27 protein-coding genes are annotated in these 26,684 nt (G+C 70.2%); 16 read left to right on the top strand and 11 right to left on the bottom strand.

The genetic code is table 11. The features are described from left to right. Positions 1-15: 15 nt before the first annotated feature. A complete protein-coding gene (locus tag AC07RV_RS27205) occupies positions 16-639 on the top strand; it encodes a TetR/AcrR family transcriptional regulator (protein ID WP_296774605.1) in 624 nt (207 codons plus the stop codon). Between the two features lie 109 nt (positions 640-748). Then, positions 749-1,783 carry an NADPH-dependent curcumin/dihydrocurcumin reductase gene (curA, locus tag AC07RV_RS27200; protein ID WP_296774602.1) on the top strand — a complete coding sequence of 345 codons (1,035 nt, stop codon included), beginning with the start codon at positions 749-751 and terminating at the stop codon, positions 1,781-1,783. Here the strand turns inward: curA and AC07RV_RS27195 are convergent. The 3 genes from AC07RV_RS27195 to AC07RV_RS27185 are packed head-to-tail and all read right to left on the bottom strand — an operon-like array spanning position 1,780 to position 4,115. Then, a complete protein-coding gene (locus AC07RV_RS27195; protein WP_296774600.1) occupies positions 1,780-2,904 on the bottom strand; it encodes a DUF2827 family protein in 1,125 nt (374 codons plus the stop codon). The two genes, curA and AC07RV_RS27195, sit on opposite strands and share 4 nt — an antisense overlap. A 42-nt stretch (positions 2,905-2,946) precedes the next feature. Then, positions 2,947-3,156: a zinc-finger domain-containing protein gene (locus AC07RV_RS27190; RefSeq protein WP_208513281.1), complete on the bottom strand. Its 210-nt coding sequence runs from the start codon at positions 3,154-3,156 to the stop codon at positions 2,947-2,949. A 5-nt stretch (positions 3,157-3,161) separates the two neighbouring features. Beyond that, positions 3,162-4,115 carry a branched-chain amino acid transaminase gene (locus AC07RV_RS27185; RefSeq protein ID WP_093344017.1) on the bottom strand — a complete coding sequence of 318 codons (954 nt, stop codon included), beginning with the start codon at positions 4,113-4,115 and terminating at the stop codon, positions 3,162-3,164. Positions 4,116-4,329: 214 nt separating this feature from the next. Between AC07RV_RS27185 and AC07RV_RS27180 the strand changes: the two genes are divergently transcribed. Further along, positions 4,330-5,316, top strand: coding sequence for a recombination-associated protein RdgC (locus AC07RV_RS27180; protein ID WP_296774595.1), 987 nt, complete (start codon positions 4,330-4,332; stop codon positions 5,314-5,316). Between the two features lie 16 nt (positions 5,317-5,332). On the opposite strand, the gene AC07RV_RS27175 is transcribed toward AC07RV_RS27180, so the two are convergent. After that, complete coding sequence (locus AC07RV_RS27175) at positions 5,333-6,544, bottom strand: M20 aminoacylase family protein (protein WP_296774592.1); 1,212 nt, start codon at positions 6,542-6,544, stop codon at positions 5,333-5,335. A gap of 43 nt (positions 6,545-6,587) precedes the next feature. Then, on the bottom strand, positions 6,588-7,919 hold the full coding sequence (locus tag AC07RV_RS27170; RefSeq protein ID WP_296774590.1) for an MFS transporter: 1,332 nt from the start codon (positions 7,917-7,919) through the stop codon (positions 6,588-6,590). A 297-nt stretch (positions 7,920-8,216) separates the two neighbouring features. Between AC07RV_RS27170 and AC07RV_RS27165 the strand changes: the two genes are divergently transcribed. Together AC07RV_RS27165 and AC07RV_RS27160 are read left to right on the top strand one after the other, a co-directional pair. Beyond that, positions 8,217-9,275, top strand: a complete 1,059-nt coding sequence (locus AC07RV_RS27165) for an asparaginase (protein ID WP_296774588.1) — start codon at positions 8,217-8,219, stop codon at positions 9,273-9,275. A gap of 16 nt (positions 9,276-9,291) precedes the next feature. Next, positions 9,292-10,239, top strand: coding sequence for a LysR family transcriptional regulator (locus AC07RV_RS27160; protein WP_296774586.1), 948 nt, complete (start codon positions 9,292-9,294; stop codon positions 10,237-10,239). Here AC07RV_RS27160 and AC07RV_RS27155 read toward each other — a convergent pair. From AC07RV_RS27155 to AC07RV_RS27135, 5 genes are all read right to left on the bottom strand, one after another. Then, positions 10,236-10,676, bottom strand: coding sequence for a glycerate kinase (locus AC07RV_RS27155; protein WP_208513287.1), 441 nt, complete (start codon positions 10,674-10,676; stop codon positions 10,236-10,238). The two genes, AC07RV_RS27160 and AC07RV_RS27155, sit on opposite strands and share 4 nt — an antisense overlap. Positions 10,677-11,140: 464 nt before the next feature. Next, a complete protein-coding gene (gene radA / locus AC07RV_RS27150) occupies positions 11,141-12,532 on the bottom strand; it encodes a DNA repair protein RadA (RefSeq protein WP_093344005.1) in 1,392 nt (463 codons plus the stop codon). Between the two features lie 52 nt (positions 12,533-12,584). Then, a complete protein-coding gene (locus AC07RV_RS27145) occupies positions 12,585-13,538 on the bottom strand; it encodes a D-2-hydroxyacid dehydrogenase (protein WP_296774580.1) in 954 nt (317 codons plus the stop codon). Further along, on the bottom strand, positions 13,535-14,542 hold the full coding sequence (locus AC07RV_RS27140) for a Bug family tripartite tricarboxylate transporter substrate binding protein (protein WP_296774578.1): 1,008 nt from the start codon (positions 14,540-14,542) through the stop codon (positions 13,535-13,537). Before AC07RV_RS27140 ends, AC07RV_RS27145 begins: the two co-directional genes overlap by 4 nt. A gap of 36 nt (positions 14,543-14,578) precedes the next feature. Continuing rightward, positions 14,579-15,352, bottom strand: a complete 774-nt coding sequence (locus AC07RV_RS27135) for a class II aldolase/adducin family protein (protein WP_296774576.1) — start codon at positions 15,350-15,352, stop codon at positions 14,579-14,581. 112 nt (positions 15,353-15,464) lie between these two features. Between AC07RV_RS27135 and AC07RV_RS27130 the strand changes: the two genes are divergently transcribed. Then, a complete protein-coding gene (locus AC07RV_RS27130) occupies positions 15,465-16,382 on the top strand; it encodes a LysR family transcriptional regulator (RefSeq protein ID WP_093343997.1) in 918 nt (305 codons plus the stop codon). Positions 16,383-16,386: 4 nt separating this feature from the next. Here AC07RV_RS27130 and AC07RV_RS27125 read toward each other — a convergent pair whose 3' ends face one another. After that, complete coding sequence (locus AC07RV_RS27125; protein WP_296774573.1) at positions 16,387-17,313, bottom strand: LysR family transcriptional regulator; 927 nt, start codon at positions 17,311-17,313, stop codon at positions 16,387-16,389. Between the two features lie 74 nt (positions 17,314-17,387). Here AC07RV_RS27125 and AC07RV_RS27120 point away from each other — a divergent pair, with 74 nt between their 5' ends. From AC07RV_RS27120 to AC07RV_RS27075, 10 genes are all read left to right on the top strand, one after another. Continuing rightward, positions 17,388-19,088, top strand: coding sequence for an FAD-dependent oxidoreductase (locus tag AC07RV_RS27120; protein WP_296774572.1), 1,701 nt, complete (start codon positions 17,388-17,390; stop codon positions 19,086-19,088). After that, the gene (locus tag AC07RV_RS27115; protein ID WP_296774570.1) at positions 19,085-20,071 is read left to right on the top strand and encodes a Bug family tripartite tricarboxylate transporter substrate binding protein; all 987 of its coding nucleotides are present in this window, start codon (positions 19,085-19,087) and stop codon (positions 20,069-20,071) included. Before AC07RV_RS27120 ends, AC07RV_RS27115 begins: the two co-directional genes overlap by 4 nt. 89 nt (positions 20,072-20,160) lie before the next feature. Then, positions 20,161-20,592 carry a homoprotocatechuate degradation operon regulator HpaR gene (hpaR, locus tag AC07RV_RS27110; protein ID WP_093343992.1) on the top strand — a complete coding sequence of 144 codons (432 nt, stop codon included), beginning with the start codon at positions 20,161-20,163 and terminating at the stop codon, positions 20,590-20,592. Further along, complete coding sequence (locus AC07RV_RS27105) at positions 20,589-21,251, top strand: fumarylacetoacetate hydrolase family protein (protein WP_203203733.1); 663 nt, start codon at positions 20,589-20,591, stop codon at positions 21,249-21,251. Before hpaR ends, AC07RV_RS27105 begins: the two co-directional genes overlap by 4 nt. Continuing rightward, complete coding sequence (locus AC07RV_RS27100) at positions 21,248-22,000, top strand: fumarylacetoacetate hydrolase family protein (protein WP_261211948.1); 753 nt, start codon at positions 21,248-21,250, stop codon at positions 21,998-22,000. Before AC07RV_RS27105 ends, AC07RV_RS27100 begins: the two co-directional genes overlap by 4 nt. 77 nt (positions 22,001-22,077) lie before the next feature. Continuing rightward, positions 22,078-23,061 (top strand): Bug family tripartite tricarboxylate transporter substrate binding protein, encoded by a 984-nt coding sequence (locus AC07RV_RS27095; protein ID WP_296774567.1) that lies wholly within the window; start codon positions 22,078-22,080, stop codon positions 23,059-23,061. Positions 23,062-23,074: 13 nt separating this feature from the next. Continuing rightward, positions 23,075-24,541: a 5-carboxymethyl-2-hydroxymuconate semialdehyde dehydrogenase gene (gene hpaE, locus AC07RV_RS27090; RefSeq protein WP_057592752.1), complete on the top strand. Its 1,467-nt coding sequence runs from the start codon at positions 23,075-23,077 to the stop codon at positions 24,539-24,541. Beyond that, the gene (locus AC07RV_RS27085; RefSeq protein WP_296774566.1) at positions 24,538-25,512 is read left to right on the top strand and encodes a tripartite tricarboxylate transporter substrate binding protein; all 975 of its coding nucleotides are present in this window, start codon (positions 24,538-24,540) and stop codon (positions 25,510-25,512) included. The genes hpaE and AC07RV_RS27085 overlap by 4 nt, the downstream gene beginning before the upstream one ends. Before the next feature lie 2 nt (positions 25,513-25,514). Continuing rightward, positions 25,515-25,850, top strand: a complete 336-nt coding sequence (locus AC07RV_RS27080) for an aromatic ring-opening dioxygenase subunit LigA (RefSeq protein WP_208510163.1) — start codon at positions 25,515-25,517, stop codon at positions 25,848-25,850. Continuing rightward, positions 25,847-26,674 (top strand): DODA-type extradiol aromatic ring-opening family dioxygenase, encoded by an 828-nt coding sequence (locus AC07RV_RS27075; protein ID WP_296774565.1) that lies wholly within the window; start codon positions 25,847-25,849, stop codon positions 26,672-26,674. The genes AC07RV_RS27080 and AC07RV_RS27075 overlap by 4 nt, the downstream gene beginning before the upstream one ends. Positions 26,675-26,684 lie beyond the last annotated feature (10 nt).

Below are 26,684 nucleotides of genomic sequence, written 5' to 3'. Positions count from 1 at the left end.
CTAGAGTCCGGCGCCATGACTGCCGTCGCCACGCCTCCCGACGTTCGCCGCCACATCCTCGACGTGGCGCATCCGCTGTTGCTGCGCAAGGGCTTCACGGCCGTCGGGCTGGCCGAGGTGCTGAGCCTGGCCAAGGTGCCGAAGGGCTCGTTCTATCACTACTTCGGCTCGAAGGAGTCCTTCGGCGAGGCGGTGCTCGAGGCCTATTTCAGCGACTACCTCGCGCGCACCGACGCCCTGCTGGCGGAGTCGGGCACGGGCGCGCAGCAGCTGGTCGCCTACTTCCAGGACTGGCTCGACTCGCAGACCGGTGACGACGCCCAGAGCCGCTGCCTCGTGGTGAAGCTGGGCGCCGAAGTCTGCGACCTGTCCGAGACCATGCGCGCGGCGCTGGACCGGGGCATCCGCCAGATCACCGACCGGCTCGCGCGCTGCATCGAGACCGGCCGGGGCGACGGCTCGCTGCCGGCCGCCGAAGCCGGCGATCCGGCGCAGGCCCAGGCTGTTTCGCTCTACCAGAGCTGGCTCGGCGCCAGCCTGCTCGCGAAGATCGCGCGCGACCGCGCCCCGCTCGACCGCACCATGGCCGGCACGCGGCAGGTGCTGGGTCTGGCGCCCGTTCCCACCCCGGTCGGCTGAGAGGCGGGACGACCGATGTCGCTCCCGCCTTTTTTGCGGCCGCTTTCTAGACGACCGGTCTAATTACCTGACAGGTCATCGCCTTTCTACCACCCAGGAGCCCCTGCCCATGCCCCAAAGCGACACCGTCAACCGCCGCCTCGTCCTCGCCGCGCGCCCGCGCGGGCTGCCGACGCCCGCGCACTTCCGCCTCGAGGAGGGCGCCGTGCCCGTGCCCGCCGAGGGCCAGGTGCTGCTGCGCACGCTGTACCTCTCGCTCGACCCCTACATGCGCCAGCTGATGGACGAGGTCGCGCCGATCTACGCGGCCTCGGTGCCGCTGGGCCAGCCGATGGTGGGCGGCACGGTCAACCGCGTCGTGGCCTCGAAGCACCCGCAGTTCCGCGCCGGCGAACTCGTGCTCGGCAATGCCGGCTGGCAGGACTACGCGCTGTCCGACGGCCAGGACCTGATGCCGCTGGGCGACATGGCGCGCCCCTCGCTCGCGCTCGGCGCGCTCGGCATGCCGGCCTTCACCGCCCACGTGGGCCTGCTCGACATCGGCCAGCCCAGGCCCGGCGAGACCGTGGTCGTGGCCGCGGCCACCGGCGCCGTCGGCGCGATGGTCGGGCAGATCGCGCGCCTGAAGGGCGCGCGCGTGGTCGGCATCGCGGGCGGCGCGGACAAGTGCCGCCACGCGGTCGACGTGCTGGGCTTCGACGCCTGCCTCGACCGCCACGATCCCGCGCTGGCCGAGCGCCTCGCCGCGGCCTGCCCCAAGGGCATCGACGTCTATTTCGAGAACGTCGGCGGACCGGTGTTCGACGCGGTGCTGCCGCTGCTCAACATCGGCGCACGCGTGCCGGTCTGCGGCCACATCGCCGACTACAACGCCGACGGCGAAACCCAGGGGACGAACCGCCTGCCGCTGCTGATGGCCTCGCTGCTGCAGAAGCGCATCCGGATGCAGGGCTTCGTCATCCTCGATCACTACGGCGAGCGCTTCGAGGCCTTCCGCCGCGAGATGGACGACTGGATCGCACGCGGCGAGGTGCAGCCGATGGAGGACATCGTCGAGGGCCTGGAGCACGCGCCGGCCGGCTTCATCGGCCTGCTGCAGGGGCGCAACTTCGGCAAGCGCGTGGTGCGCGTGGCCGAGGCCTAGTTCGAAAAAAGCGCGCGGATGCGCGCGTCGTGCGCCTCGATGTTCGGCGCGTGCGCCGGAGCTAGCGTGCGCAGGAAGGCCGCGTTGGCCTGCGCCTGCGCGGCCAGCTGCGCATCGTGCGTCTCGGCCGCGCGCTCGATCGCGGCCGCCGCCTCGAAGACCTCGAACTCGGGGTAGTAGTAGCCCACCTCGCGCAAAAAAGGCGAGTTGTGCACCAGTGCATAGTTGCCGTAGAGCGCCTCGTACAGCAGATAGTTGAGGCCGTTCTCCCACTGGTGCGACACCACGATGTCGGTGTGGTGCGCGGCCCATTCGACGAAGGGCCCGCGCGGGTCGGCCGTGGCCTTGCCGTCCTGCACCATGCGCAGCCCCAGCGCGATGTGCTTGAAGGCCGTGTTCTCCTTCTTGTCGAAGGTGTTCGTCATGTACACGTGCTGCACGAGCTCGGGCCGCCGCACATGGCATTCGTTGGCCGCCAGCATCGGGATCAGCGAGCTCTTGACCACGTTGAGGTTCGGCTCGAAGAAGGCGATGCGCTTGGCCCGGCCCTGGTTGCGGTAGCCGAAGCGCGCCTTGAGCTCGGCGTTGGCCGCGAGGCTCTGCTCGAGGAAGTACGGCGACCACACGTGCGGCAACACGTGCACCGGCGCGCGGTACACGGCCTCGAAGTAGCTCTTGCAGGTGTGGGCGTGCTGCGGGTTGGTCCAGAGCTCGTCGAACTGCACGCGGTGCGGGTTCGGCAGCCAGGGATTGGCCTGGAAGTTGATGGTCTCGACCGCCACCACGTAGTCGTTGCCGAAGCGGTACGACACGCAATGCCCGCCACGCCGGCGCACCGCCTCGACGTGCGTCGGGTGCACCAGCGCATTCATCTCGATCAGCAGGTCGGTCTGGTGGACCACCGCCGAGAGCGGCCGCAGCGCGCCGGCCAGTTCGCCGAGCATCATGCCCTCGGCATAGGCGGCGACGCCGTCGCCGTGCACCAGCCAGACCTCGCCCACCAGCGGCGAGCGCTTCAGCAGCATGTAGAGGTACACGCAGTGCTGGTTGGCGCCGTTGAACCAGATCGATTGCCGTGCATCGGCCCGGATCTCCATCGTGATCGCGACGTTGATCTTCATGGATGTTCCGGGCCTCCCCCGGTCTCTTTTTCTAAGGTTGCGTCAGTGCCGCGCCGACACCACCTCGCCGGCCTTGAGCCGGTAGGTGGTGCCGCAGTACGGGCACTTGGCCTCGCCGGTGCGCGCCACGTCCAGGTAGACCTTGGGGTGGCTGTTCCAGAGCTTCATGTCGGCCTTGGGGCTGGGGCAGAACACGCCGCCCTGGTGGTTGAGCTCCTTCGCGAGGAGTTCGACGACTGCAGTGGTGGACATGTTCTTCAGACCTTCGTGAGCCAGTGGGCGTACTTGGGATTCTTGCCGTTCACGATGTCGAAGAAGGCCGCCTGGATCTTCTCGGTGACCGGGCCGCGCGCGCCGCCGTCACCGCGGTTGCCGATCTCGACGCGGTCGAGTTCGCGGATCGGCGTGACTTCGGCCGCGGTGCCGGTGAAGAAGGCTTCGTCGGCGATGTAGACCTCGTCGCGCGTGATGCGCTTTTGCACCAGCTCGATGCCGAGGTCCTTGCACACGTGCAGGATGGTGTTGCGCGTGATGCCGTTGAGCGCGCCGGCCGACAGGTCGGGCGTGTAGACCACGCCGTTCTTGACCACGAACACGTTCTCGCCCGCGCCCTCGGACACGAAGCCGCTCGCGTCGAGCAGCAGCGCCTCGTCGTAGCCGTCGTCCAGCGCTTCCATGTTGGCGAGGATCGAGTTGGTGTAGTTGCTGACCGTCTTGGCCTGCGTCATCGTGATGTTGACGTGGTGGCGCGTGTAGCTCGAGGTCTTCACGCGGATGCCGCGGCGCATGCCTTCCTCGCCGAGGTAGGCGCCCCAGGACCAGGCCGCGACCATGGCGTGGATCTTGTTGCCCTTGGGGCTCACGCCGAGCTTCTCGGAGCCGATCCAGATCAGCGGGCGCAGGTAGCAGCTCTCGAGCTTGTTCTCGCGCACGACCTGCTTCTGGGCCTCGTTGAGCTGTTCCTGCGTGAACGGGATCTTCATGCGCAGGATCTTGGCGCTGTTGAACAGGCGCTCGGTGTGCTCGGCCAGGCGGAAGATCGCCGTGCCGCCGTCGGCCGTCTTGTAGGCGCGCACGCCCTCGAAGGCGCCGCAGCCGTAGTGCAGCGTGTGGCTCAGCACGTGGATCTTGGCGTCGCGCCAGTCCACGAGTTCGCCATCCATCCAGATCTTGCCGTCACGGTCGTCGAGCGAGGGGGGGATCGAGCTCATTTCCTGATTCCTTTGGGAGCTTTTGCAGAAAGCCTTCAGCGGGGGGAGGCTGTGGGGTGCGGCCTGAAGGCCGCCAAAGCCGCCGATTTTACGGCGCCGTGCCGCTCTTGCCTGACCGGCGCCCCGGGCCATGCACCGCCGGTGGCGCGAACCGGCCCGACGCCGCGACAATGGCCGGTTCCGCCAAACAAGCGATTGAAGGGAAAGATTCTCCGTGTCCGTATTCAAGAACGTCATCGTCTACCGCATCGAGCCCGGCTGGTCGCAAACGCTGGCCGAGGCCGAGGAAGGCCTGGGCAAGCAGCGCTTCGAGCCCTGCGGCGCCTCGCAGGAGAAGTCGGCCGGCTGGGTCGAGCCGCGCGGCGAGGCCCACGGCCCGCTGGTGGAATCCATCGACGGCCAGTGGCTGCTCGAGTACATGATCGAGAGCAAGTCGGTGCCGGGCTCGGTGGTGCGCCGCAAGCTCGACGAGCGCTGCGCGCAGATCGAGGCCACCACCGGCCGCAAGCCCGGCAAGAAGGAAAAGAAGGACCTCAAGGAGGACATCACGCACGAGCTGCTGCCGATGGCCTTCACGCGCACCGCGCGCGTCACGGTCTGGGTCGACCAGGCCGAGCGCCGGCTGGTGGTCAACAGCTCCAACGCGGCGCGCGCCGACGAGGTGGTCAGCAGCCTGGTGCAGAACTTCACCGGCTTCGGCACGATGCAGCTCAACACGCAGATCGAGCCGGCCGCCGCCATGTCCGAATGGCTGGCCTCGCAGGAGCCGCCCGCGGGCTTCACCATCGACCGCGAGTGCGAGCTCAAGGCCACCGACGAATCGAAGGCCGTGGTGCGCTATGCCAAGCACCCGCTCGACATCGACGAGGTCAAGCAGCACATCGCCGACGGCAAGCGCCCGACCCGCCTCGCGCTGACCTGGGACGACCGCGTGTCCTTCGAGCTCACGCACGGCCTGCAGATCCGCAAGATCGTGTTCCTCGAGGGCACCGACGAAGGCGCCGGCGGCGGCAAGAAGGAAGACAACTTCGACGCCGACGTGGCGATCGCCACCGGCGAGCTGGGCCAGCTGGTGCCGGCGCTGCTCGACGCGCTCGGCGGCGAGGCGGCGTTCACCGCGGCACCGGCCGAGGAAGCGCCAAAGGCCGCGGCCAGCGCGACGGCCGTGACCACGGCCGAAGAGGAAGACGCGCCGTTCTGACCCGGCGCGGCCGGCGTCAGGCCACCAGGTAGGTCTGCGCCAGCCGCACCCAGCAGGCCGCGCCCAGCGGCAGCACCTCGTCGTTGAAGTCGTAGCCGGGGTTGTGCACCATGCAGCCGCCGAACTCGCCTTCGCCGTTGCCCAGCAGCACGTAGCAGCCGGGCAGCTCGGCCAGCATCCAGGCGAAGTCCTCGCTGCCCGCGAAGCCGCGCGGCACCATGGCCGCCACCTTGTCCGCGCCCACCAGCGCGGCGCACACCTCGGTCATCAGCCGGCTCTCGGCCTCGGTGTTGACGACCGGCGGCACCAGCGGCCGGTAGTCGATGGAGGCTTCCACGCCATGCGCCTGCGCGGTCAGCGCGACGATCTCGCGGATGCGCGACTCGACCAGCGCGCGCGTCTCGGGCCGGGCCGCGCGCACGTTGAGCCCGAGCGCGACCGACTGCGGGATCACGTTGTGGGTGGCGCCGCCGCGGATGAAGCCGACCGACAGCACCGCCGTGTCGTCGGGCGCGACGTTGCGCGCCACCACGCTCTGCAGCGCGGTCACGGTGGCGGCGGCCGCCACCACCGGGTCCTGCGCGCGGTGCGGCATCGCGCCATGGCCGCCCTTGCCCTGGATCGTCACGTCGGCCACGTCGGACGAGAGCGTGACCGGCCCCGCCTGCACGATGAAGCTGCCGGCCGGCACGCCGGGCGCGTTGTGCAGCGCATAGACCGCGTCGCAGGGAAAGCGCTCGAACAGGCCGTCCGCGATCATCGCGCGCGCGCCGCAGAGGTTCTCCTCGTCGGGCTGGAAGATCAGGTTCAGCGTGCCGTCGAAGTCGCGGCTTTTCGCGAGCGCCTTCGCCGCCGCGAGCAGGATCGCCGTGTGGCCGTCGTGGCCGCAGGCATGCATGCGGCCGTGCTGCCGGCTCGCGTAGGGCAGGCCCGTGGCCTCGACGATCGGCAGCGCGTCCATGTCGGCGCGGATGCCCAGGCGCCGCGTGCCGCTGCCGAGCCTGAGCTGCCCCACCACCCCGGTCTTGCCGATGCCCGTGTGCACCTCGTAGCCCCATTCGCGCAGCAGCCGCGCGACCAGTTCGCTGGTCGCGCTCACCTCGAAGCCGAGTTCGGGCTCGGCATGGATCCGGCGCCGGATGTCGACGAAGGCCTCCGTGTCGATCTCGATCGGCGGCAGCAGGCGGGACAGGAGCTTGGTGGTCTGGAGGCTGAGTTCGCGGGTCATGGGAGGGATCCGTTTCGCGGAAGGAGGGAGAGGAAAGCGGCGTTCAACCGACGCGCCGTTCGCGCAGGCTCAGCAGCGCGCCGATGCTCAGCACGCCGCAGGCCATCATGTAGAAGGCCGGCGAGAGCGGGTTGCCGGTCTGGGCCAGCAGCCAGGTCACGATGAACTGCGAGGAGCCGCCGAAGATCGTGACGCCCACGCTGTAGATCACCGAGATGCCGCTGGCGCGCACGCCGATCGGCAGCATCTCGAGCAGCATCAGGAACATCGGCGTGGTGCCGATGTTCACGCTCGCCGTGAGCAGCGCCGACAGGCACAGCACCAGCGGCACGCTCGGATGGTGGCTGATGAGCCAGAACACCGGGCCCACCGCGACCAGGCTGAACAGCAACGAGCCGATCGCCAGCGGCTTGCGGCGCTCGAGCCGGTCGGCCAGCCGGCCCGCCACCAGCGACACCACGAACAGCGTGATGCCGGTGACGCAGCCCGACAGCAGCGACAGCGAGGGCGGCATCTTGAGCACGCGGATCATGTAGGTGGGCATGAAGAACACCACCAGGTACATGGTGGCCGTGCCCGCGGTGGTCGCGAGGATCCCCTTGAAGACAGTGCCGCCGTGCGCGCGCAGCAGCCGGCCGATCGGGCTGGCTTCGTGGCTCTCGGCCTGGTGCGTTTCCTCGAGGTGCGAGCGGATGTACAGGCCCACCGGCGCGATCAGCAGGCCCAGCAGGAAAGGCAGGCGCCAGCCCCAGCTCTCGAGCGAGGCCTGCGGCAGCAGCGCATACAGCAGCGCACCGGTGAGCGCGCCGGCCAGCGCCGACAGGCCCTGGCTCGCGAGCTGCCAGCTGACGCGGAAGCCGCGGCCCTTGACGCCGCCGGCCTCCATCAGCATCGAGGTCGCGGCGCCGACCTCGCCGCCGAGCGAGAAGCCCTGCAGCAGCCGGCCCGCGACGATCATCAGCGAGCCGAACACGCCGGCCGAGGCATAGGTGGGCGCGAGCGCGATGCACAGCGTGCCGGCCACCATCAGCGCGATGGTCAGCGTCATCGCCGCCTTGCGGCCCTTGCGGTCGGCGTAGTTGCCGATGATCACGCCGCCCAGCGGCCGCATCACGAAGCCGATGCCGAAGGTCGCGACCGCGAGCAGCAGCGAACCGAAGGCGCTCTCGGAGGGAAAGAACAGCTTGCCGATCAGCAGCGCGAAGAAGCTGTAGACGGTGAAGTCGTACATCTCGAGCGCGTTGCCGATCGAGCAGGCGGCGATCAGCCGGAACTGGCTCTGGCCGCTCCTGGTGGTAGCAGCGGTGGCGGCGGCATTGGCGGGCGGGGCGGAACCCAGCACGGGGCTGGCTGGCAGGGCGGCGGCTTCGCTCATTCGATCTCCACGGGGCGTTGTGTTGTTGTGCGGACGACGGATTCGCGAAGCGCGAACTTCATGCGGCGCATGGCACCCCGAACCCGTGGCGGCGGAGTATTCAGGCAAAGCGCGGTGGCGAGGAATCACAAATTTTCATGCCGATAACCAAAAGGCATCCCCCGCAGAAGCAGGGCCGCGAAGCCATCGGTGGAACTACCGAGATGGCGCATCGCGCGCCATTCGCGGGCATGGCGCCTTCACAATGGCGCGTCGGCGCCCTGCCGCTTCCCAGCCCTCGAGAAAAAGGACAACACCATGAAGCTCATCCGCCACTGCCTCTGCCTGCTGGCCCTCGCGCCCTGCTGCATGATGGCCGCCTCGGCCCAGGGCAGCCGGCCCGTCGTGCAGTTCATCGCCACCGGCGGCACCATCGCGATGAAGGTCGACCCCGTCACCAAGGGCGTGGTGCCCGCGATCTCGGGCGACGACCTGATGCAGACCGTGCCCGATGCCGGCAAGTACGCCACCATCGAGGTCAACAACTTCTCGGCCATGTCGGCCAACTACGTCGAGCCCAAGTGGTGGACGCGCCTGACCAAGGCGGTGGACGACGCGCTCGCGCGCCCCGAGGTGGCGGGCGTGGTGATCGCGCACGGCACCGACACCATGGAGGAGACGGCCTACTGGCTCGACCTCACGGTCAAGTCGAACAAGCCCGTGATCCTGATCGGCGCGCAGCGCAATGCGTCCTCGCCGGACTTCGACGGCCCGCGCAACCTGCTCAACGCGATCCGCATCGCCACCACGCCCGAGGCCGTGGGCCAGGGCGTGATGCTCGCGATGAACAACCAGATCAATGCCGCGCGCGCCGTCACCAAGACCCACACCGGCAACGTCGAGACCTTCAAGTCGGGCGACTTCGGCTTCATCGGCGAGGTCTGGGACGACAAGGTCGTGTTCTCGCGCAGCGCGCTGCGCCGCCAGCACATCGACATCGGCAGCGCCGAGATGCCACGCGTGGAGATCCTCGCGATGTTCGGCGGCGCCGACGGCTCGCTGCTGCGCTACGCGGTGGACCAGGGCGCCAAGGGCATCGTGGTGCAGGCCGTGGGCATGGGCAACATGAACGTCTCGATGTACGAGGCCGTGAAGTACGCGCTGTCGCGCGGCGTGCCGGTGGTGATCGCCACGCGCGTGTCGAACGGCCGCACCATGCCGCTGTACGGCTTCGTCGGCGGCGGCAAGACCACCTTCGACGCCGGCGCCGTGATGGCCGGCGACCTGAGCCCGCAGAAGGCGCGCCTGCTGCTGATGCTCAAGCTGCACCAGGGCGTGAGCGACAAGGCCGGCCTGCAGGCGGCCTTCGACCGTTGAGGCCCGGGCGCGCGCGATGAAGCTGCAGCAGTTGCGCGTGCTGCTCGCGGTGGCGCAGCACGGCAGCATCCACGAGGCGGCGCGCAGCCTGCACACCACCCAGCCGGCGCTGTCGAAGGCGATCGCCGAGCTCGAGCGCGAGCTCGGCGTCACGCTGATGTCGCGCTCCACGCGCGGCGTGAGCCTCACGCCCTACGGCGCGGCGCTGGTCAAGCGCGCCAGCGTGGTCGAGCAGGAGCTGCGCCATGCGCTCGAGGACATCGAGGCGATCCGCGGCCACGACGAGGCGCGGCTGGACATCGGCTTCACCGCGGTGGCCTCGAACGGCCCGCTGCCCGAGGCCATGGCCGCGTTCCGCCAGCGCTTTCCCAACGTGGCGCTGCGCGCCTTCGAGATGCGGCCGCAGCAGATGCTCGAGGGCCTGCGCGAGGGCCGGCTCGACCTCGGCCTGATCTCGACCTGCAGCGGGCCCGGCTCGAACGTGTTCCAGTGGGAGCCGCTGTTCTCGGTGGCGATGCACCTGTCGGTGCGCGCCGGCCATCCGCTGCGCCGCGTGCGCAAGCTGCGACCGCTGCTCGATGCCGACTGGCTGGTGCTCGACCCGGTCGACGATCCGTTCAGCCCGCTGGTCAGCACCATGCGCCTGCACGGGCTCGAGATGCCGCGGCGCATGGTGCAGAGCGCCTCCAACCTGCTGGGCCTGCAGCTCGCCACGCAGACCGACCTGGTCAGCATGTGGTCGGATGCGGTGTTCCACGGCGCCGGGCCGCTGCGGCTGAGCGGCGACGCGCTCGAGCGGCTGCCGATCACCGACGAGCTGCCCGACTTCGAGGTCTACCTGGTCTACCGCTCGGCCGACCTGATGACGCACGTGTGCACCGAGTTCGCGAAGGAGGCGCGCCACCACGCGCGCATCAACCCGCCGTGGCGCGCGCCGCGCGGCGCGCGCAAGAGCGTCGATTAGGCCGACGGAGAGGCCGGCGCCTCGGGCTCGTCGTCCTGGACCTCGGGCCGCGTCAGCGTCCAGCCCTGCAGCTTGCCGCCGTTGAACACCGTGTCGACGTACGAGCCGCCGGCATCGGTCCAGCGGTAGTGCTCGGGCTGCTGGTCCTGCGGCGAGCGCAGTTCTCCGAGCGCGCGCGTCATCGCGACCACGTGCATCAGCGTCACGCCCGGCTTGAGCTTGGCGTTGAGCATCACCGAGCTGGCCACCGTGCCCACGGGCCGGTCGGCCGCGCGCTTGAGCACCTGCATCGCGCGGTTGAAGTGCATCAGCAGGAACATCACGATCGCGCCGGCCGCCAGGGCCACGCCGCCCCAGCCATAGCTGCGCCAGGCCAGACCGAGCACGACGAGCGCCCCCACGGGCACGAGAAACTTCTGGAAATTCATGGCCCGCATTGTCGCCGCGCCGGCGCAGCGGGGTAGCGAGCCCGGCTACCGCCAGGCGCATCTCGCGCTACCGGGCCACAAAGCTGCCCGCGCCGCGGGCCGTCGCGGGCACATTTCGCCGCACGGGCATCGGCCCGGGCCCCGCAGACACCGCAGATGAACATTCCACGCTCCGTCACCTTCGTCCGGCTCAGCCTCGCCACCCTGCGCGGTGCCGGCGAACCCCGGCACGAACAAGGCGGCCGCGGCGGCCCACGTTGTCAGGGAGAGGCCGCCGGCGGCGGCCGGAACGCGATGAACCCGGCCCCGTCGCCCGGCGGCCAATGCCGGCGCGACGGCGGCCCGGCGTTCACGCCACGCAGCGACGCACGAATCAGGGGGTAGGAGGTTGGGAGCTCGCCGGGCGCGCCGCCACCGATGCGCCAGGCGTTTTTTCACGGGCCGTTGCGGCCCGTTTTTTTTTGGGCGCTCGCTCACTCGAGCTCGCGCACCACGTCCATCGCCTCCTCGATCCGGTCCACCGCGTGGATCGTCAGGCCCTCGATGTCCTTCGTGCCCTTGCGCGGCGCATTGGCCCTGGGCACCACCGCGATGCTGTAGCCCAGCTTGGCGGCCTCGCGCAGCCGTTCCTGGCCGCGCGGCGCGGGCCGCACCTCGCCCGCCAGGCCCACTTCGCCGAAAGCGATGAAGCCCTTGGGCAGCGGCTTGCCGCGCAGGCTCGAGGTGATGGCCAGCATCACCGCGAGGTCGGCCGCCGGTTCGCTGATGCGCACGCCGCCGACCGCGTTGACGAACACGTCCTGGTCCATGCAGGCCACGCCCGCATGGCGGTGCAGCACCGCCAGCAGCATCGCGAGCCGGTCGCGGTCCAGGCCCACCGACAGCCGGCGCGGGCTCGGCCCGCCGTCGTCGACCAGCGCCTGGATCTCGACCAGCATCGGCCGCGTGCCCTCGAGCGTGACCAGCACCACGCTGCCGGGCACCGGCTCGGTGTGCTGGCTCAGGAAGATCGCGCTCGGGTTGGCCACGCCCTTGAGGCCGCGCTCGGTCATCGCGAACACGCCGATCTCGTTGACCGCGCCGAAGCGGTTCTTGATCGCGCGCACCAGGCGGAAGCTCGAGTGCGTGTCGCCCTCGAAGTACAGCACGGTGTCGACCATGTGCTCGAGCACGCGCGGGCCCGCGAGCGCGCCCTCCTTCGTGACGTGGCCCACCAGCACCACGGCCGTGCCGCTGGTCTTGGCGAAGCGCGTGAGGTGCGCCGCGCATTCGCGCACCTGCGCCACCGAACCCGGCGCCGAGGTGAGCTGGTCGGAGTAGACGGTCTGGATCGAGTCGATCACCGCGATGGCCGGGCGCGTGGCATCGAGCGTGGCGATGATCTTCTCGAGCTGGATCTCGGCCAGCACCTGCACCTGCGAGTGGTCCAGCCCCAGCCGCTTGGAGCGCAGCGCCACCTGCGCGCCGCTCTCCTCGCCCGTGACGTAGAGCGCGTTCTGCCCCGCGCGCTGCAGCGCATCGACCGCCTGCAGCAGCAGGGTCGACTTGCCGATGCCCGGATCGCCGCCGATCAGCGTGACGCCGCCGGCCACCACGCCGCCGCCGAGCACGCGGTCGAGCTCGTCGAGGCCGGTGGGCGTGCGCGCGACGTCGCTGGCCTCGATCTCCGAGAGCACCGCGAGTTCGGAAGCCCCGGCGAGCGACGCGAACTGCGTGCCGAAGCGGTTGTTGGCCGGGGCGTTCGCGCCGCCGGCCGCTTGTTCGATCAGTGTGTTCCAGGCGCCGCAGCTCGGGCACTTGCCGAGCCACTTGGCGCTGGTGCCGCCGCATTCGCTGCAGACGTAGATGGATTTGTCCTTGGCCATGGCCGGGAGTTTAGGGCGTGGCCCCACGCCACCGCGGCGCGGGGACGCTCGCTCAGCACACGCGGTTGACCAGCGCGCCCACGTCGCCCACCGCCAGGGCCGCCGCGTTGTCGAGCAGCATCGGCAGCACCTGCTGCGCATAGACGTCGCTCAGGCCGCCGATGTGCGGCGTGGCGATCACGTTCGGCAGCCGGCGCAGCGGATGGCCGGCCGCGAGCGGCTCGGTCTCGTAGACGTCGAGCCCGGCGCCGGCGATAACGCCACCCTCGAGCGCCGCGAGCAGCGCGTGCTCGTCGACCACGCCGCCGCGCGAGAGGTTGACGAGGAAGGCATGCGCCGGCATGGCCGCGAGCACCGGCGCATCGATCAGGTGGTGGGTGCGCGCATCGTGCGCGGTCAGCACCACCACGAAGTCGGCCTGCGCAACCACCTGCTGCAGCCGCTCGCGCCCCTGCACGTCGTCGAAGCCGTCGATAGGCGCGGGCGTGGCCGAGATGCCGCTGACCCGCATGCCCATCGCCTGGCAGCGCCGCGCCAGCTCGCGCGCGACATGGCCGGTGCCGACCAGCACCGCGTGCCGGCGCCACAGCAACGGCTGCGGCCAGCGGTGCCAGGCGCCTTCGCGCTGGTCGCGCAGCATGCGCGGCAGGTCGCGCGCCAGCGCCATCATCAGCAGCAGCGCCAGCTCGGACATCTGCGGGCCATGCACGCCGCGCGACGAGGTCACGAGCGTGCCGGGCCGCAGCGCGGGCGAGCCGGTGATGGTGTCGGTGCCCGAGGTCAGCGCATGGACCCAGCGCAGCGCGGGCCCGGCCGCGAGCATCGCGTCGTCGACCCACGGGCCCGAGACCACCAGCGCCTCGACCTCGGCCAGCAGGCGCAGGGCCTCGGCGCGCTCGGTGGTGGCGTGCACGGCCAGCGCCGGGCAGCGCGCGCGCAGGGCCTGCGCATAGAACCCGGCCTCGCCGTTGAAGACCAGCAGCGAGCGCAGCGGCGGCGCCGTCATTCGAGCTTGATGCCGGCGGCCTGGATCACGGCGCGCCACTTGGCATTCTCCGAAGCGATGAACTCGGTGAAGCGGGCCTGCGAGGACGGCGCGGGCTCGACGCCGATGAGCGCCAGCTTCGCGCGCACGGCCGGATCGGCGATGACCTTGTTGAGCTCCAGCGCCAGCCGGTCGACGATGGGCTGCGGCGTGCCCTTGGGCACGGCCAGGCCGGCCCAGGTGTCGAAGTCGATCTCGCCCACGCCCGCCTCGGCCAGGGTCGGCGCCTCGGGATAGAGCGCCGAGCGCGTCTTGCCCGCGGTCGCGATGATCTTCGCGCGGCCGCCCTGCACGTGCGGCAGCGCGGCCGGCAGGTCGGCGAACATGAACGACACGCGGCCGGTGGCGACCTCGGGCGCGGCCTGCACCATGGCCTTGAACGGCACCGCCGTCATGTCGGCCTTGAGCTGGCGCTTCATCAGCTCCGAACCCAGGTGGCCACCGCTGCCGCTGCCGCCGATCGCGAACAGCAGCGGCTGGCTGCGCGCCGCCGCGAGGAACTTGGGCATGGTGTCGAGCGGCCCGCCGGCCTCGACCATCAGGAACAGCGGGAAGTGCACCAGCTGCGTCACCGGCGTGAGCGCATCGCTCGCATAGGGCAGCTTGTCGTAGAGATTCGGGATCACGGCCATGGTCGACAGCGCCGCGAAGAACACGGTGTAGCCGTCGGGCGCCGCGGAAGCAGCCGCGGCCGCGCCGATCACCGTGTTGCCGCCGGGCCGGTTGTCGATCACGATCGGCTGGCCCAGCGCCACCGAGAGCTTCTCGGCAATGATGCGCGAGCTCTGGTCGGTGCCGCCGCCGGGCGTGTAGGGCACCACCCAGCGGATCGGCTTGCTCGGCCAGGCGGCCTGCGCGCTCGCAGTCATGGCCCCCGCGGCCAGTTGCAAGGCCACGGCGGCCATGCCCAGCAGCGCGGCCGCGCGGCGCGGCCATCCATCGGTCTTCGTCTTCGTCTTCGTCATCGTGTGTCTCCTGTCGTTCTCGTGGGGCTGCCGGCTTCAGGTCGCGTACGACGGATCGATGCGGTCCAGCAGCCGGCGCAGCGCCGGCCAGTCGTTGTCGCGCGCCGAGCGGCCGGGCCGGTCGAGGGCCTGCGCCACCTTCTCGGCGATCTCGTCGCTGCATTCGATGAGCTCGGCGCCGCCCGACTGCGCGCGCACCTGCGCCTCGCAGGCGCGCTCGAGGTAGTAGAGGCGCTCGAAGGCCTCGCGGATGGTGTCGCCCGCGGCCAAGAGGCCGTGGTTGCGCAGGATCATCACGTTGTGCGGGCCGAGGTCGCGCACCAGCCGGTCCTGCTCGCTGAAGTCGAGCGCCACGCCTTCGTAATCGTGATAGCCGATGCGGCGATGGAAGCGCATGGCGTGCTGCGACAGGTTGAGCAGACCGCGCCGCTGCGCCGCCACCGCGATGCCGGCGGCGGTGTGGGTGTGCAGCACCGCATGCAGGTCGGGGCGCGCGCGATGGATGCAGCTGTGGATCAGGAAGCCCGCGGGGTTGATGCCGATGCCGGTCGGGTCGAACACCACCTCGCCGTCGAGGTCGACCTTGACCAGGCAGGAGGCCGTGACCTCGTCGAACAGCACGCCGTAGGGGTTGATGAGGAAATGCGCCTGCGTGCCCGGCACCTTGGCCGTGAGGTGGGTGTAAATCTGGTCCGTCATGCGGTAGTAGCCGGCCAGCCTGAAGGCCGCCGCCAGATCGACGCGTTGCCGCCACTCCGCGTCGGACACGGCGGCACGCGTGTGCGCGAATGAAAAGCCCGAGCCGTTCATCGAGTCTCCTGTTGTCGTTGGCGCCCTCCGGATGCAGGGCATGGGCGCGATTGGAGCGGAGGACGCAGCGCGAGAGAATCGAAACTTATTTTGCAAGCGTCGAAATAAATTCATGAATCACGATGGCTCGATCCCCGGCACCAGCCTGCGCCAGCTGCGCGCCTTCGTGGAGGTCTATCGCTGGCGCAAGCTCAGCGCGGCGGCCGACCGGCTCTACCTCACGCACTCGGCCGTCAGCGTGCTGGTCCGCCAGCTCGAGGCCGCCACCGGCACCAGCCTGTTCGACCGCACCACGCGCTCGCTGAGCCCGACCGAGGCCGCGCACGAGATGCTGCCGGTGGCCGAGCGCATCCTGCGCGACGTGCGTTCGCTCGAGACCGGCTTCCGCGGCCAGGCCGCGCCCAGCGGGCGCATCGGCATCGCGGTCACGCCGACCATCGCGCTGACGCTGGTGCCGCCGGTGATCCGGCATTTCAACGACCTGCACCCGGGCGTGCGCGTGCAGCTGGTCGACTGCGAGACCGAGCAGTTCGTGCCCCGCATCCTCTCGGAGCAGGTGGACTTCGGCATCGGCTCGCCCGACCAGGAGGTGGCGGCGCTGAGCCAGCGCACGCTGATCCACGACCACCTGGCGCTGGTGTGCCTGCCCAGCCATCCGCTGGCGCGCCGCCGCCAGGTGCGCTGGAGCGACCTCGCGGGCCATGCGCTGATCACGGTGAAGGCCGGCTACGGCATCCGCAATGCCATCGACCGCACCGCGCGCGCGGCCAACGTGGCGCTCGACATCCAGCAGGAGGTGTCGCTGTTGACCACCGCGCTCGCGATGAGCGCCTCGGGCCTGGGCGCGTCGATCGTGCCGGCCGAGCTGGTGGCGCAGTGCGGCTTCAAGGAACTGGTGGCGCGCAAGATCCACGCGCCGGTGGTGACGCGCAACATCTCGGTGGTCGCCAAGCGCGACCGCACGCTCTCGGTGGCGGCCAAGACCTTCATCGAGACCATGCAGGCCTATCTCGCGCGGCCGCGCGCCTGAGCCTTCAGATCGCGAATTCGCTCGCCAGCAGGTCGGCGAAGGCGGCCGCGGCCGGCGACAGCGAACGGCCCTGCCGCGTGACCACCGCGATGTTGCGCGCCACGGTCGGCCGGATCAGCCGGCGCGCGACCAGCCGCGAGGGATCGGCATGCGCGAGGATCGAGGCCGGCAGCAGCGCCGGCCCGAGCCCGCCCGCGGCCATCGCGAGCGCGGTGGTCAGCAAGGTCACCTCGTAGGCGATCTCGAGCCGCACGCCGGCCTCGGCGGCCGCGGCATCGATGCTGTTGCGCACGCCGTAGCCGGGCTTGACCGTGATGAGCCGCAGCGCCGCGAGCTGGCGCCAGGTGATGCCCGCGGCGCCGCCGGGCAGCGGCAGGTCGCGGTCGGCGATCACGGCGAGGTGGTCGTGCACGAACACGCGCTCGTCCAGGCCCGGCGTGCGCGCCTGCAGCGTGCCGACGCCGAAGTCGACCTGGCCGCTGAGCACGGTCTCGACGAACTGGCTCGGCGCGCAGTCGTCGATCGCGACCTTCACCTCGGGATGCTGCTGCGTGTAGCGGCGCAGCGCGCGCGGCATCAGCGTCTGCGCGATGGTCGAAGTGACCGCGATGCGCAGCCGGCCGCGCCGCCCGGCCGCGAGCTCGGCCATGCCGCTGCCCAGCGCGTCGAGCTCGGCCAGCACGCGCTCGGCATGGCCGATGGCCTCGTCGGCCGCGGCGGTGCGGTGCAGGCTGCGCGTGGTGCGGTCGAACAGCCGCACGCCGAGCCGGTCCTCGAGCTCGCGCAGCAGCACGCTGACCGCCGGCTGGGTGAGCGACAGCGCCGCGGCGGCGCTCGACAGCTGGCCGCTGTGGTAGACGGCCGCGAAGGCGCGCAGCTGGCGCACCGAGGGCACGCCGCGCATTGATAAAGGCTTTTTATGAATGGCCATGAAAGTTTCACTTCTGTCGGATGGCACTTCGGCACTGTAATGGCCGCCGTCCACAACGAGAGACAAACGAACCCATGACAGAACCACTGCAGGCGCAGGTGCTGATCGTCGGCGGCGGGCCGGTCGGCCTCACGCTGGCCATCGACCTGGCGCAACGCGGCATCGACGTGCTGGTCACCGAGATCCGCCACCGCGGCGAGCCACCGAACGTGAAGTGCAACCACGTGTCGGCCCGCTCGATGGAGATCTTCCGCCGGCTCGGCGTGGCGCAGGCACTGCGCGACGCGGGCCTGCCGGCCGACTATCCGAACGACGTGGCCTACCGCACCACGGTGACGGGACCCGAGCTCTCGCGCATCCCGATCCCCGCGCGGCGCGAGCGCTACACCGCCACCGGCGGCCCCGACACCTGGTGGCCCACGGCCGAGCCGCCGCACCGCATCAACCAGATCTTCCTCGAGCCGGTGCTGTTCGCGCATGCCGAGGCCACGCCGGGCCTGCGCATCCGCAACCGCACGCGCATCGACGACTTCGAGCAGGACGACGAGGGCGTGTGGGCGACCGGCGTCGACCTCGACGACGGCAGCGCGGTGCGCATCCGCTGCCGCTACCTGATCGGCTGCGACGGCGGACGCTCGACGGTGCGCAAGAAGATCGGCGCCAACCTGCGCGGCACCGACGTGGTGGGCCGCGTGCAGTCGACCTACTTCCGCGCGCCCGCGCTGCTGGGCCTGCTGAAGAACAAGCCGGCCTGGGCCACCTTCGCGCTCAATCCGCGGCGCTGCGGCAACGTCTATGCGATCGACGGGCGCGAGACCTGGCTGCTGCACAACTACCTGCTGGCCGACGAGACCGACTTCGAATCGATCGACCGCGACTGGGCGATCCGCCAGATCCTCGGCGTGGGGCCGGACTTCGAGTACGAGGTGATCTCGAAGGAGGACTGGATCGGCCGCCGCCTGGTGGCCGAGCGCTTCCGCGACCGCCGCGTCTTCATCTGCGGCGACGCGGCCCACCTGTGGATTCCGATGGCGGGCTACGGCATGAACGCCGGCATCGCCGACGCGATGAACCTGTCGTGGCTGCTCTCGGGCCACCTGCGCGGCTGGCTCGCCGAGGCCGCGCTCGGCGCGCACGAGGCCGAACGCCAGCCGATCACCGAGCAGGTCTCGAAATTCGCGATGAACCATGCGCTGGCCCTGCAGAAGCAGCGCGAGGGCGTGCCCGAGGGCATCGAGGCACCGGGCCCCGAGGGCGACGCGCTGCGCGCCGCGCGCGGCCAGGCGCTGTACGACCTCAACGTGCAGCAGTACTGCTGCGGCGGGCTGAACTTCGGCTACTTCTACGACGCCTCGCCGCTGATCGCCTACGACGGCGAGGCCGCGCCGGCCTACACCATGTACGACTTCAAGCCGTCCACCGTGCCCGGCTGCCGCACGCCGCACCTGTGGCTGGCCGACGGCCGCTCGCTCTACGACGCGATGGCCGCGCTCGGCGAGGGCTACGTGCTGCTGCGCCGCGATCCGGCGCTCGATGTGGCGCCGCTCGTGGCCGCGGCCGCCGCGCGCGGGCTGCCGCTGCGCGTGCTCGACATCGACGGCCCCGAAGCCGCCACGCTCTACGACCGCGCGCTCGTGATCTCGCGCCCCGACCAGCACGTGGCCTGGCGCGGCGATGCCGTGCCGGCCGATCCCGAGGCGCTGGTCGACCTGCTGCGCGGCGCCACGCCAGCCGCTGCTTCCGAATCCAACGAAGAAAGAGAGACATCCGCATGAACCGCCGCCACGCCCTGCGCCAGCTCGGTGCCCTGTCCGCCGCCGCCTGCGCCGCCGGCCCGCTCGCCGCGCTGGCGCAGAACGACAGGCCCATCACCATCGTCGTGCCCTACGCGCCCGGCGGCACCACCGACATGCTCGGCCGGCTGATCGCGCAGCAGCTCGGCACGGCGCTCGGCCGCACCGTGATCGTCGACAACAAGCCCGGCGCGGGCACCGCCATCGGCGCCTCGCAGGTGGCGCGCGCGGCGCCCGACGGGTCGACCTTGCTGGTGGCCACCAGCACCACGCTCGCGATCAATCCCTGGCTCTACAAGAAGCTCTCGTACGACCCGGCGAAGGACTTCGCGCCCGTGGGCCTGATCGGCGCGGTGCCGCTGATGGTGGTGGTGCATCCCTCGGTGCCCGCGCGCACGCTGGCCGAGCTGGTGGCGCTCGCCAAGTCCAAACCCGAAGGCCTGAGCTACGGCTCGGCCGGCAACGGCAGCCCGCAGCACCTGGGCGCCGAGATGTTCAAGTTCGCCACCGGCACCGCGATGACGCACGTGCCCTACAAGGGCAGCGCGCTCGCGCTCACCGACCTGCTCGGCGGCCAGCTGCAGCTGATGTTCACCGACATCGCGCCGGCGCTGCAGCACGTGCGCAGCGGCAAGCTGCGCGCGCTGGCCGTGACCTCGAAGAAGCGCCAGCCCACCTTCCCCGACGTGCCGACCGTGGCCGAGTCGCGGCTGCCGGGCACCGCCGATTTCGAGGCCGTGGCCTGGCAGAGCATCGTCGCGCCCGCGGGCACGCCGGCGCCGGTGGTCGAGCGGCTGAGCCAGGAGATCGCGAAGGTGATCGCCCAGCCCGCGCTGCGCCAGAAGCTAGAGAACGACGGCTTCGAGCCCGGCTCGAGCACGCCCGCGCAGCTCGCGGCCTACATCCGCAGCGAATCGGAACGCTGGGGGCAGGTGATCCGCGCCTCGGGCGCGACCATCGATTGAGGCAAACCACCCTGGCCCGCGCGGGCCAGGGTTATCCCGTAGCCGTGTTTTTTTGCCGATCATTTAACATGTTAAATAAATCGATCGACATGAGCACCGCCTTCACCCACCGCAACCTTCCGCGCCTGCTGCTGCAGGCGCGCGAAGCCGTCATGGCCCACACCCGGCCCAGCCTGCGCGTGCATGCGCTGTCGGACCAGCAGTGGCGCGTGCTGCGCGTGCTCGGCGAACACGGCGCGGTCGAAACCGGCCGCGTGGCGCGCGAGGCCTTCATCCTCGGGCCCAGCCTCACGGGCGTGCTCGCACGCATGGAGCGCGACGACCTGATCACGCGCAGCCGCGACCCGGCCGACCAGCGCCGCACCGTGGTCGAGGCCACGCCGCGCGGCATGAAGCTGGTGAACAAGCTGTCCTCGAGCATCGAGGCGCACTACCAGTGGATGGAGCAATCCCTGGGCAAGGACAAGCTCGGCCAGCTCTACGAGCTGCTCGACGAACTGATCGCACTGGAACAGCCATGAGCCCCCCTTCTTCACCTTCACCTTCCCATTTCCTTCCCGCCGGCACCGTCTACGGCACGCTGCTCAACTTCCGCGCCGAGGTGGAAGCGCTCGCGCCGCAGATGAGCGCCCCGCCCTACAAGGCGCCGCCCAAGGCGCCGGTGCTCTACGTCAAGACCGCCAACACCTGGAGCCCGCATGGCGCCGCGATCCCCGTGCCGGCGAACGTGCCCGAGGTCGAGGTGGGCGCGAGCATCGGCATGGTGGTCGGCGCCGACGGCGACATCGAAGGCTTCGTGCCGATGAACGACCTGTCGGTGCCGCATGCCAGCTTCTTCCGCCCGCCGGTCAAGTTCAAATGCCTCGACGGCTTCCTCGGCATCGGCCCCGCGCTGCGCGACGCGCAGGAGGTGGACGATCCCGCGGCGTTCCGCGTCGAGGTGCGCATCAACGGCGAGCTCCAGCAGACGCTGGACTTCTCCACGCTGGTGCGCCCCGCGCGCCAGCTGCTGGCCGAGGTCGGCGAATTCATGACGCTGGCGCACGGCGACGTGCTGATGCTCGGCTGCGGCGCGGGCCGGCCGCTGGCACGCGTGGGCGACCGCATCGAGATCTCTGCGCCGGGCTTCGAGACGCTCACCAACACCCTGGTTGCAGAAGAGACGGGAGCCGCCGCATGAAGCACGCACGCATCCGCTACGAGAACGCAGTGCACGAGGCCGTCGAACACGACGGCGCGCTGCGGCTGGCCGATGGCCGCGTGGTCGGCTTCGACGCCGTCGACTGGCTGCCGCCGCTCGCGCCCACGCCGCGCCCGCGCACCATCCTCGCGCTCGGCCTCAACTACGCCGACCACGCGAAGGAACTCGAGTTCAAGGCGCCCGAGGAGCCGCTGGTCTTCGTCAAGGGCCAGAGCGCGCTGATCGGCCACCGCCAGAAGACCTTCCGCCCGGCCGGCGTGCAGTTCATGCACTACGAGTGCGAGCTCGCGATCGTGATCGGCAAGACCGCGCGCCACGTGAAGCGCGACGACGCCTACGACTTCATCGGCGGCTACACCGTGGCCAACGACTACGCGATCCGCGACTACCTCGAGAACTGGTACCGCCCCAACCTGCGCGTGAAGAACCGCGACACCTGCACGCCGATCGGCCCCTGGCTGGTGGATGCGAAGGACGTGGCCGACCCGATGGCGCTCGCGCTGCGCACCACGGTCAACGGCCAGGTCACACAGCAGGGCAACACGCGCGACATGATCTTCGACGCGCCCTTTCTGATCGAGTACTTCAGCCGCTTCATGACGCTGTCGCCGGGCGACCTGATCCTGACCGGCACGCCCGACGGCGTGGTCGACTGCCAGCCCGGCGACGAGATCGTGACCGAGATCGAGGGCATCGGCGCGCTGGTCAACACCATCGCGGCGGCCTGATTTTTTTCCAGCGCGCCCGCGCGGCGCGCTTTCCTTTTCCATTCACACGCCCAAGAAATCAGCGGAGACGACACGACATGATCACCGGCAAGAAGCTTCTCCAATCCGTGGCGGCAGCGACGATGGCGCTGGCCGTCTCGGCCCTCGCCGTCGCGCAGACCGCCTATCCCGCCAAGCCGGTGCGCTGGGTGGTCGGCTATCCGGCCGGCGGCGGCACCGACTTCCTCGCGCGCACCGTGGGCGCGCAGGTGTCGCAGCAGCTGGGCCAGCCGGTGCTGGTCGACAACCGGCCCGGTGCCGGCGCGATCATCGCGTCGGAGAACGTGGCGCGCTCGCCCGGCGACGGCTACACCGTGTTCTCGGCCGACAACGGCGTGCTGGTCTACAACCCCGCGCTCTACAAGAAGCTGCCCTACGACGCCGAGAAGGACTTCGCGCTGGTCGGCATGATGGGCCGCTCGCCGCTGATCATCACGGCCGCGCCCAACGCGGGCATCGCCGACGCGAAGGCGCTGCTGGCCGCGCTCAAGGCCTCGCCCGGCAAGTACAGCATCGCGACGCCGGGCACCGGCAGCCCGCACCATCTCGCCTACGAACTGTTCCAGCGCGAAGCCGGCGTGTCGATGCTGCACGTGCCCTACAAGGGTGGTGCGCCCGCGCTGCAGGACCTGATGGGCGGCCAGGTCGCGCTGATGATGCTCGACCTGCCCAGCGGCGTGAGCGCGGTCAAGGCCGGCAAGGTGGTGCCGCTGCTCGCCATGTCGGCCGAGCGCGTGCCGCAACTGCCGAACATTCCCACCGCCAGGGAACTGGGCTTCGCCAACGTCGAGGCCTACACCTGGCAGGGCCTGGTCGTGCCCGCGGCCACGCCGAAGGAGGTGCAGGCGAAGCTCGGCACCGAGCTGCAGAAGGCCATGGCCGATGCCGGCGTGCGCCAGAAGCTCTACGACGCCGGCTGGGAGGCCCGCCCCGCCGACGCCACCGAAATGACGCGCTACACCGATGCGGAGCGCAAGAAATGGCATGCCTTGATCAAGGCGCGCGACATCAAACTGGACTGAACCGGATTCCCTCATGCAACAGATCGACCATCTCATCGGCGGCAAGTCCGTCAAGGGCTCGGACTACTTCGAGACCGTCAACCCCGCCACGCAGGAAGTGCTGGCCGAAGTCGCCTCCGGCGGCGAGGCCGAGGTGAACGCGGCCGTGGCCGCCGCCAAGGAAGCCTTCCCAAAGTGGGCCGGCATGCCCGCGCCCGAGCGCGCGAAGCTGATCCGCAAGCTCGGCGACCTGATCGCGAAGAACGTGCCCGAGATCGCGCAGACCGAGACCAACGACTGCGGCCAGGTCATCGCGCAAACCGGCAAGCAGCTGGTGCCGCGCGCGGCCGACAACTTCTACTACTTCGCCGAGATGTGCACGCGCGTCGACGGCCACACCTACCCCACGCCCACGCACCTGAACTACACGCTGTTCCACCCGGTCGGCGTGTGCGCGCTGATCAGTCCGTGGAACGTGCCCTTCATGACCGCCACCTGGAAGGTCGCGCCCTGCCTGGCCTTCGGCAACACGGCCGTGCTGAAGATGAGCGAGCTCTCGCCGCTCTCGGCCGCGCGCCTCGGCGAGCTGGCGCTCGAGGCCGGCATTCCGCCCGGCGTGCTGAACCTGGTGCACGGCTACGGCAAGGAAGCGGGCGAGCCGCTGGTGGCGCACCCCGACGTCCGCGCGATCTCGTTCACCGGCTCCACCGCCACCGGCAACCGCATCGTGAAGAGCGCGGGCCTCAAGAAGTTCAGCATGGAGCTCGGCGGCAAGAGCCCGTTCGTGATCTTCGACGACGCCGACCTCGACCGCGCGCTCGACGCGGCCGTGTTCATGATCTTCAGCAACAACGGCGAACGCTGCACGGCCGGCTCGCGCATCCTGGTGCAGCAGTCGATCTACGCCGACTTCGCCGCCAAGTTCGCCGAGCGCGCCAGGCGCATCACGGTGGGCGATCCGCTCGACGAGAAGACCATCGTCGGCCCGATGATCTCGCAGGCCCACCTGGCCAAGGTGCGCAGCTACATCGAGCTGGGCCCGAAGGAAGGCGCCACCCTGCTGTGCGGCGGCCTCGAAGCACCGAGCAACCTGCCCGACCGCGTGAAGAAGGGCAACTACGTGGTGCCCACGGTGTTCGCCGACGTCGACAACCGCATGAAGATCGCGCAGGACGAGATCTTCGGCCCCGTCGCCTGCCTGATCCCGTTCCGCGACGAGGCGCATGCCATCGAGCTCGCCAACGACATCCAGTACGGCCTGTCGAGCTACGTCTGGACCGAGAACATCGGCAAGGCGCACCGCGTGGCCGCGGCCGTGGAGGCCGGCATGTGCTTCGTCAACAGCCAGAACGTGCGCGACCTGCGCCAGCCCTTCGGCGGCACCAAGGCCTCGGGCACCGGCCGCGAAGGCGGCACCTGGAGCTACGAGGTGTTCTGCGAACCGAAGAACGTGGCGGTGTCGATGGGCTCGCACCACATCCCCCATTGGGGCGTGGCATGAGCCTGGGTCGCCGCACGCTGCTGCAAGGCACGGCCGCCTTCGCGGCACTGCCGATGCTGGCGCGCGCCCAGGCCGCGTGGCCGGCCCGGCCGGTGCGCATCGTCGTGCCCTTCCCGCCCGGCGGCACCACCGACTTCGTCGCGCGGCTGGTCGGCACCGAGCTCGCGAAGACGCTGGGCCAGCCCGTGGTGATCGAGAACAAGCCCGGCGCGGGCACGGTGATCGGCGTCGACACGGTCGCCAAGGCCGCGCCCGACGGCTACAGCTTCGTCTGCGTGGCCAACAGCTTCGCGGCCAACCAGACGCTGGTGCGCAAGCTGCCCTACGACACGCTGAAGGACCTGCGCCCGGTGGCGCTGATGGGCATGTCGGAGCATGTGCTCGCCACCCATCCGGGCAGCGGCCTGAAGACGCTGGCCGACCTGCGCGACCAGGCCAAGGCCAGGCCCGGTACGCTGAGCTTCGCCTCCTTCGGCAACGGCACCTCGGCCCACCTCTCGGGCGAGATGCTCAAGCTGCAGATGGGCCTGGACATCGTGCACGTGCCCTACAAGGGCCAGGGCCCGGCGCTGACCGACCTGCTCGGCGGCCAGGTCACGATGATGTTCGGCAACTGGCCCGAGTTCCGCGGCCACGTCGAGGGCGGCAAGCTGGTGGCGCTGGGCATGGCGACCGCGCAGCGCTCGCAGTACGCGCCGAACATTCCCACACTGGCCGAACAGGGCGTGGCGATCGAGTCCAATTCGTGGAACGGCCTGCTGGCGCCCGCCGGCACGCCCGACGCCGTGGTGCAGCGCGTGAACGCCGAGGTCAACCGCGCGCTCGCGGGACCGGTGGTGACCGAGGCCTTCCGCAAGGGCGGCATCGCGTCGCTGTCGGGCTCGCCCGAGCGTTTCGCGGTCTTCGTCCAGAGCGAGATCGCGAAGTACGGCGACGTGATCCGCAAGGCCAACATCCAGATCGAGGGCTGACCATGAGCCTCTATGCGATGCAGAAATTCCTGTTCGCGCTCAACCGCGATGCCGAGGTGCAGCGGCGCTATGCCGAAGGCGGCGACACGCGCAAGGCGCTGCTCGGCGGCTACGACCTCAGCGACGAGGAGCGCGAAGCGATCGACGGCGGCGACGTCGGCAAGCTCTACGTGCTGGGCTGCAACGGGCAGCTGCTGATGCACTTCGCGCCGCTCTTGGGCATCCCGTGGGCCGACTACCTCGAGGCCATGCGCGAGGGCGTGCGCAAGTACGGGCCGGTGCGTGCCGGCATCTATGCAATGACAACCGGAACCGACGAGAAAGTGGCGGGCGTATGAGTCTCGTATTCGCAGGCGTGTGCAGCCACGCCCCCGGCATCACCGGCCGCGCGCATCTCGCCGACCCGGCGGTGAAGGACGAGTTCCACGCGCAGTTCCATCGCTTCGGCGAGGCCATGCGCGCGACCAGGCCCGACGCGGTGATCGTGATCGCGGCCGAGCACTTCGCGAACTTCTTCATGAACAACATGCCGGCCTATGCGATCGGCATGGCCGACAGCTACGAGGGCCCGATCGAGGACCCGAAGTGGCTCGGCATCGAGAAGCACACCATCCCGGGCGACGCCGCGCTGTCGCAGCGGCTGATCCGCGAGGTGATGCAGACGGTGGACGTGGCCTATGCCGAGGAGTGGAAGTTCGACCACGGCATCATGGTGCCGCTGAATTTCCTCACGCCGGACTTCGACACCAAGGTGATCCCGGTCAACATCAACTGCCAGGGCCCGCCGCTCACGCCGCTGCACCGCGCCTGGGCTTTCGGCGAAGCGCTGCGCCGCGCCTGCGACAAGGTGCCCGAGCGCATCGCGCTGGTGGGCACCGGCGGCATCTCGCATTGGCCGGCCACGCCCGACTCGGGCAAGGTCAATGCCGAGTGGGACGCCGAGTTCATGCGCCGCTGGTGCGCCAACGACCGCGAGGCGCTGCTGTCGCTCGACGACTACGGCGACGAGGCGACCTACCGCGAGGCCGGCCAGGGCGGCTTCGAGATCCGCACCTTCCTCAGCGTGGCCGCGGCCGCGCGCGGCCAGGGGGAGATCTTCCACATGAAGGCCATTCCGATCTTTGCGGTGACCTGCACGGCCGCGACGATGTCGGTGGTTTGAACGGAGCACG

Source organism: Variovorax sp. GW821-FHT09B01 (assembly GCF_059418345.1).
The sequence above is the reverse complement of the archived record's forward strand: the minus strand, read 5'-3'. Positions and strand labels throughout refer to the sequence as shown.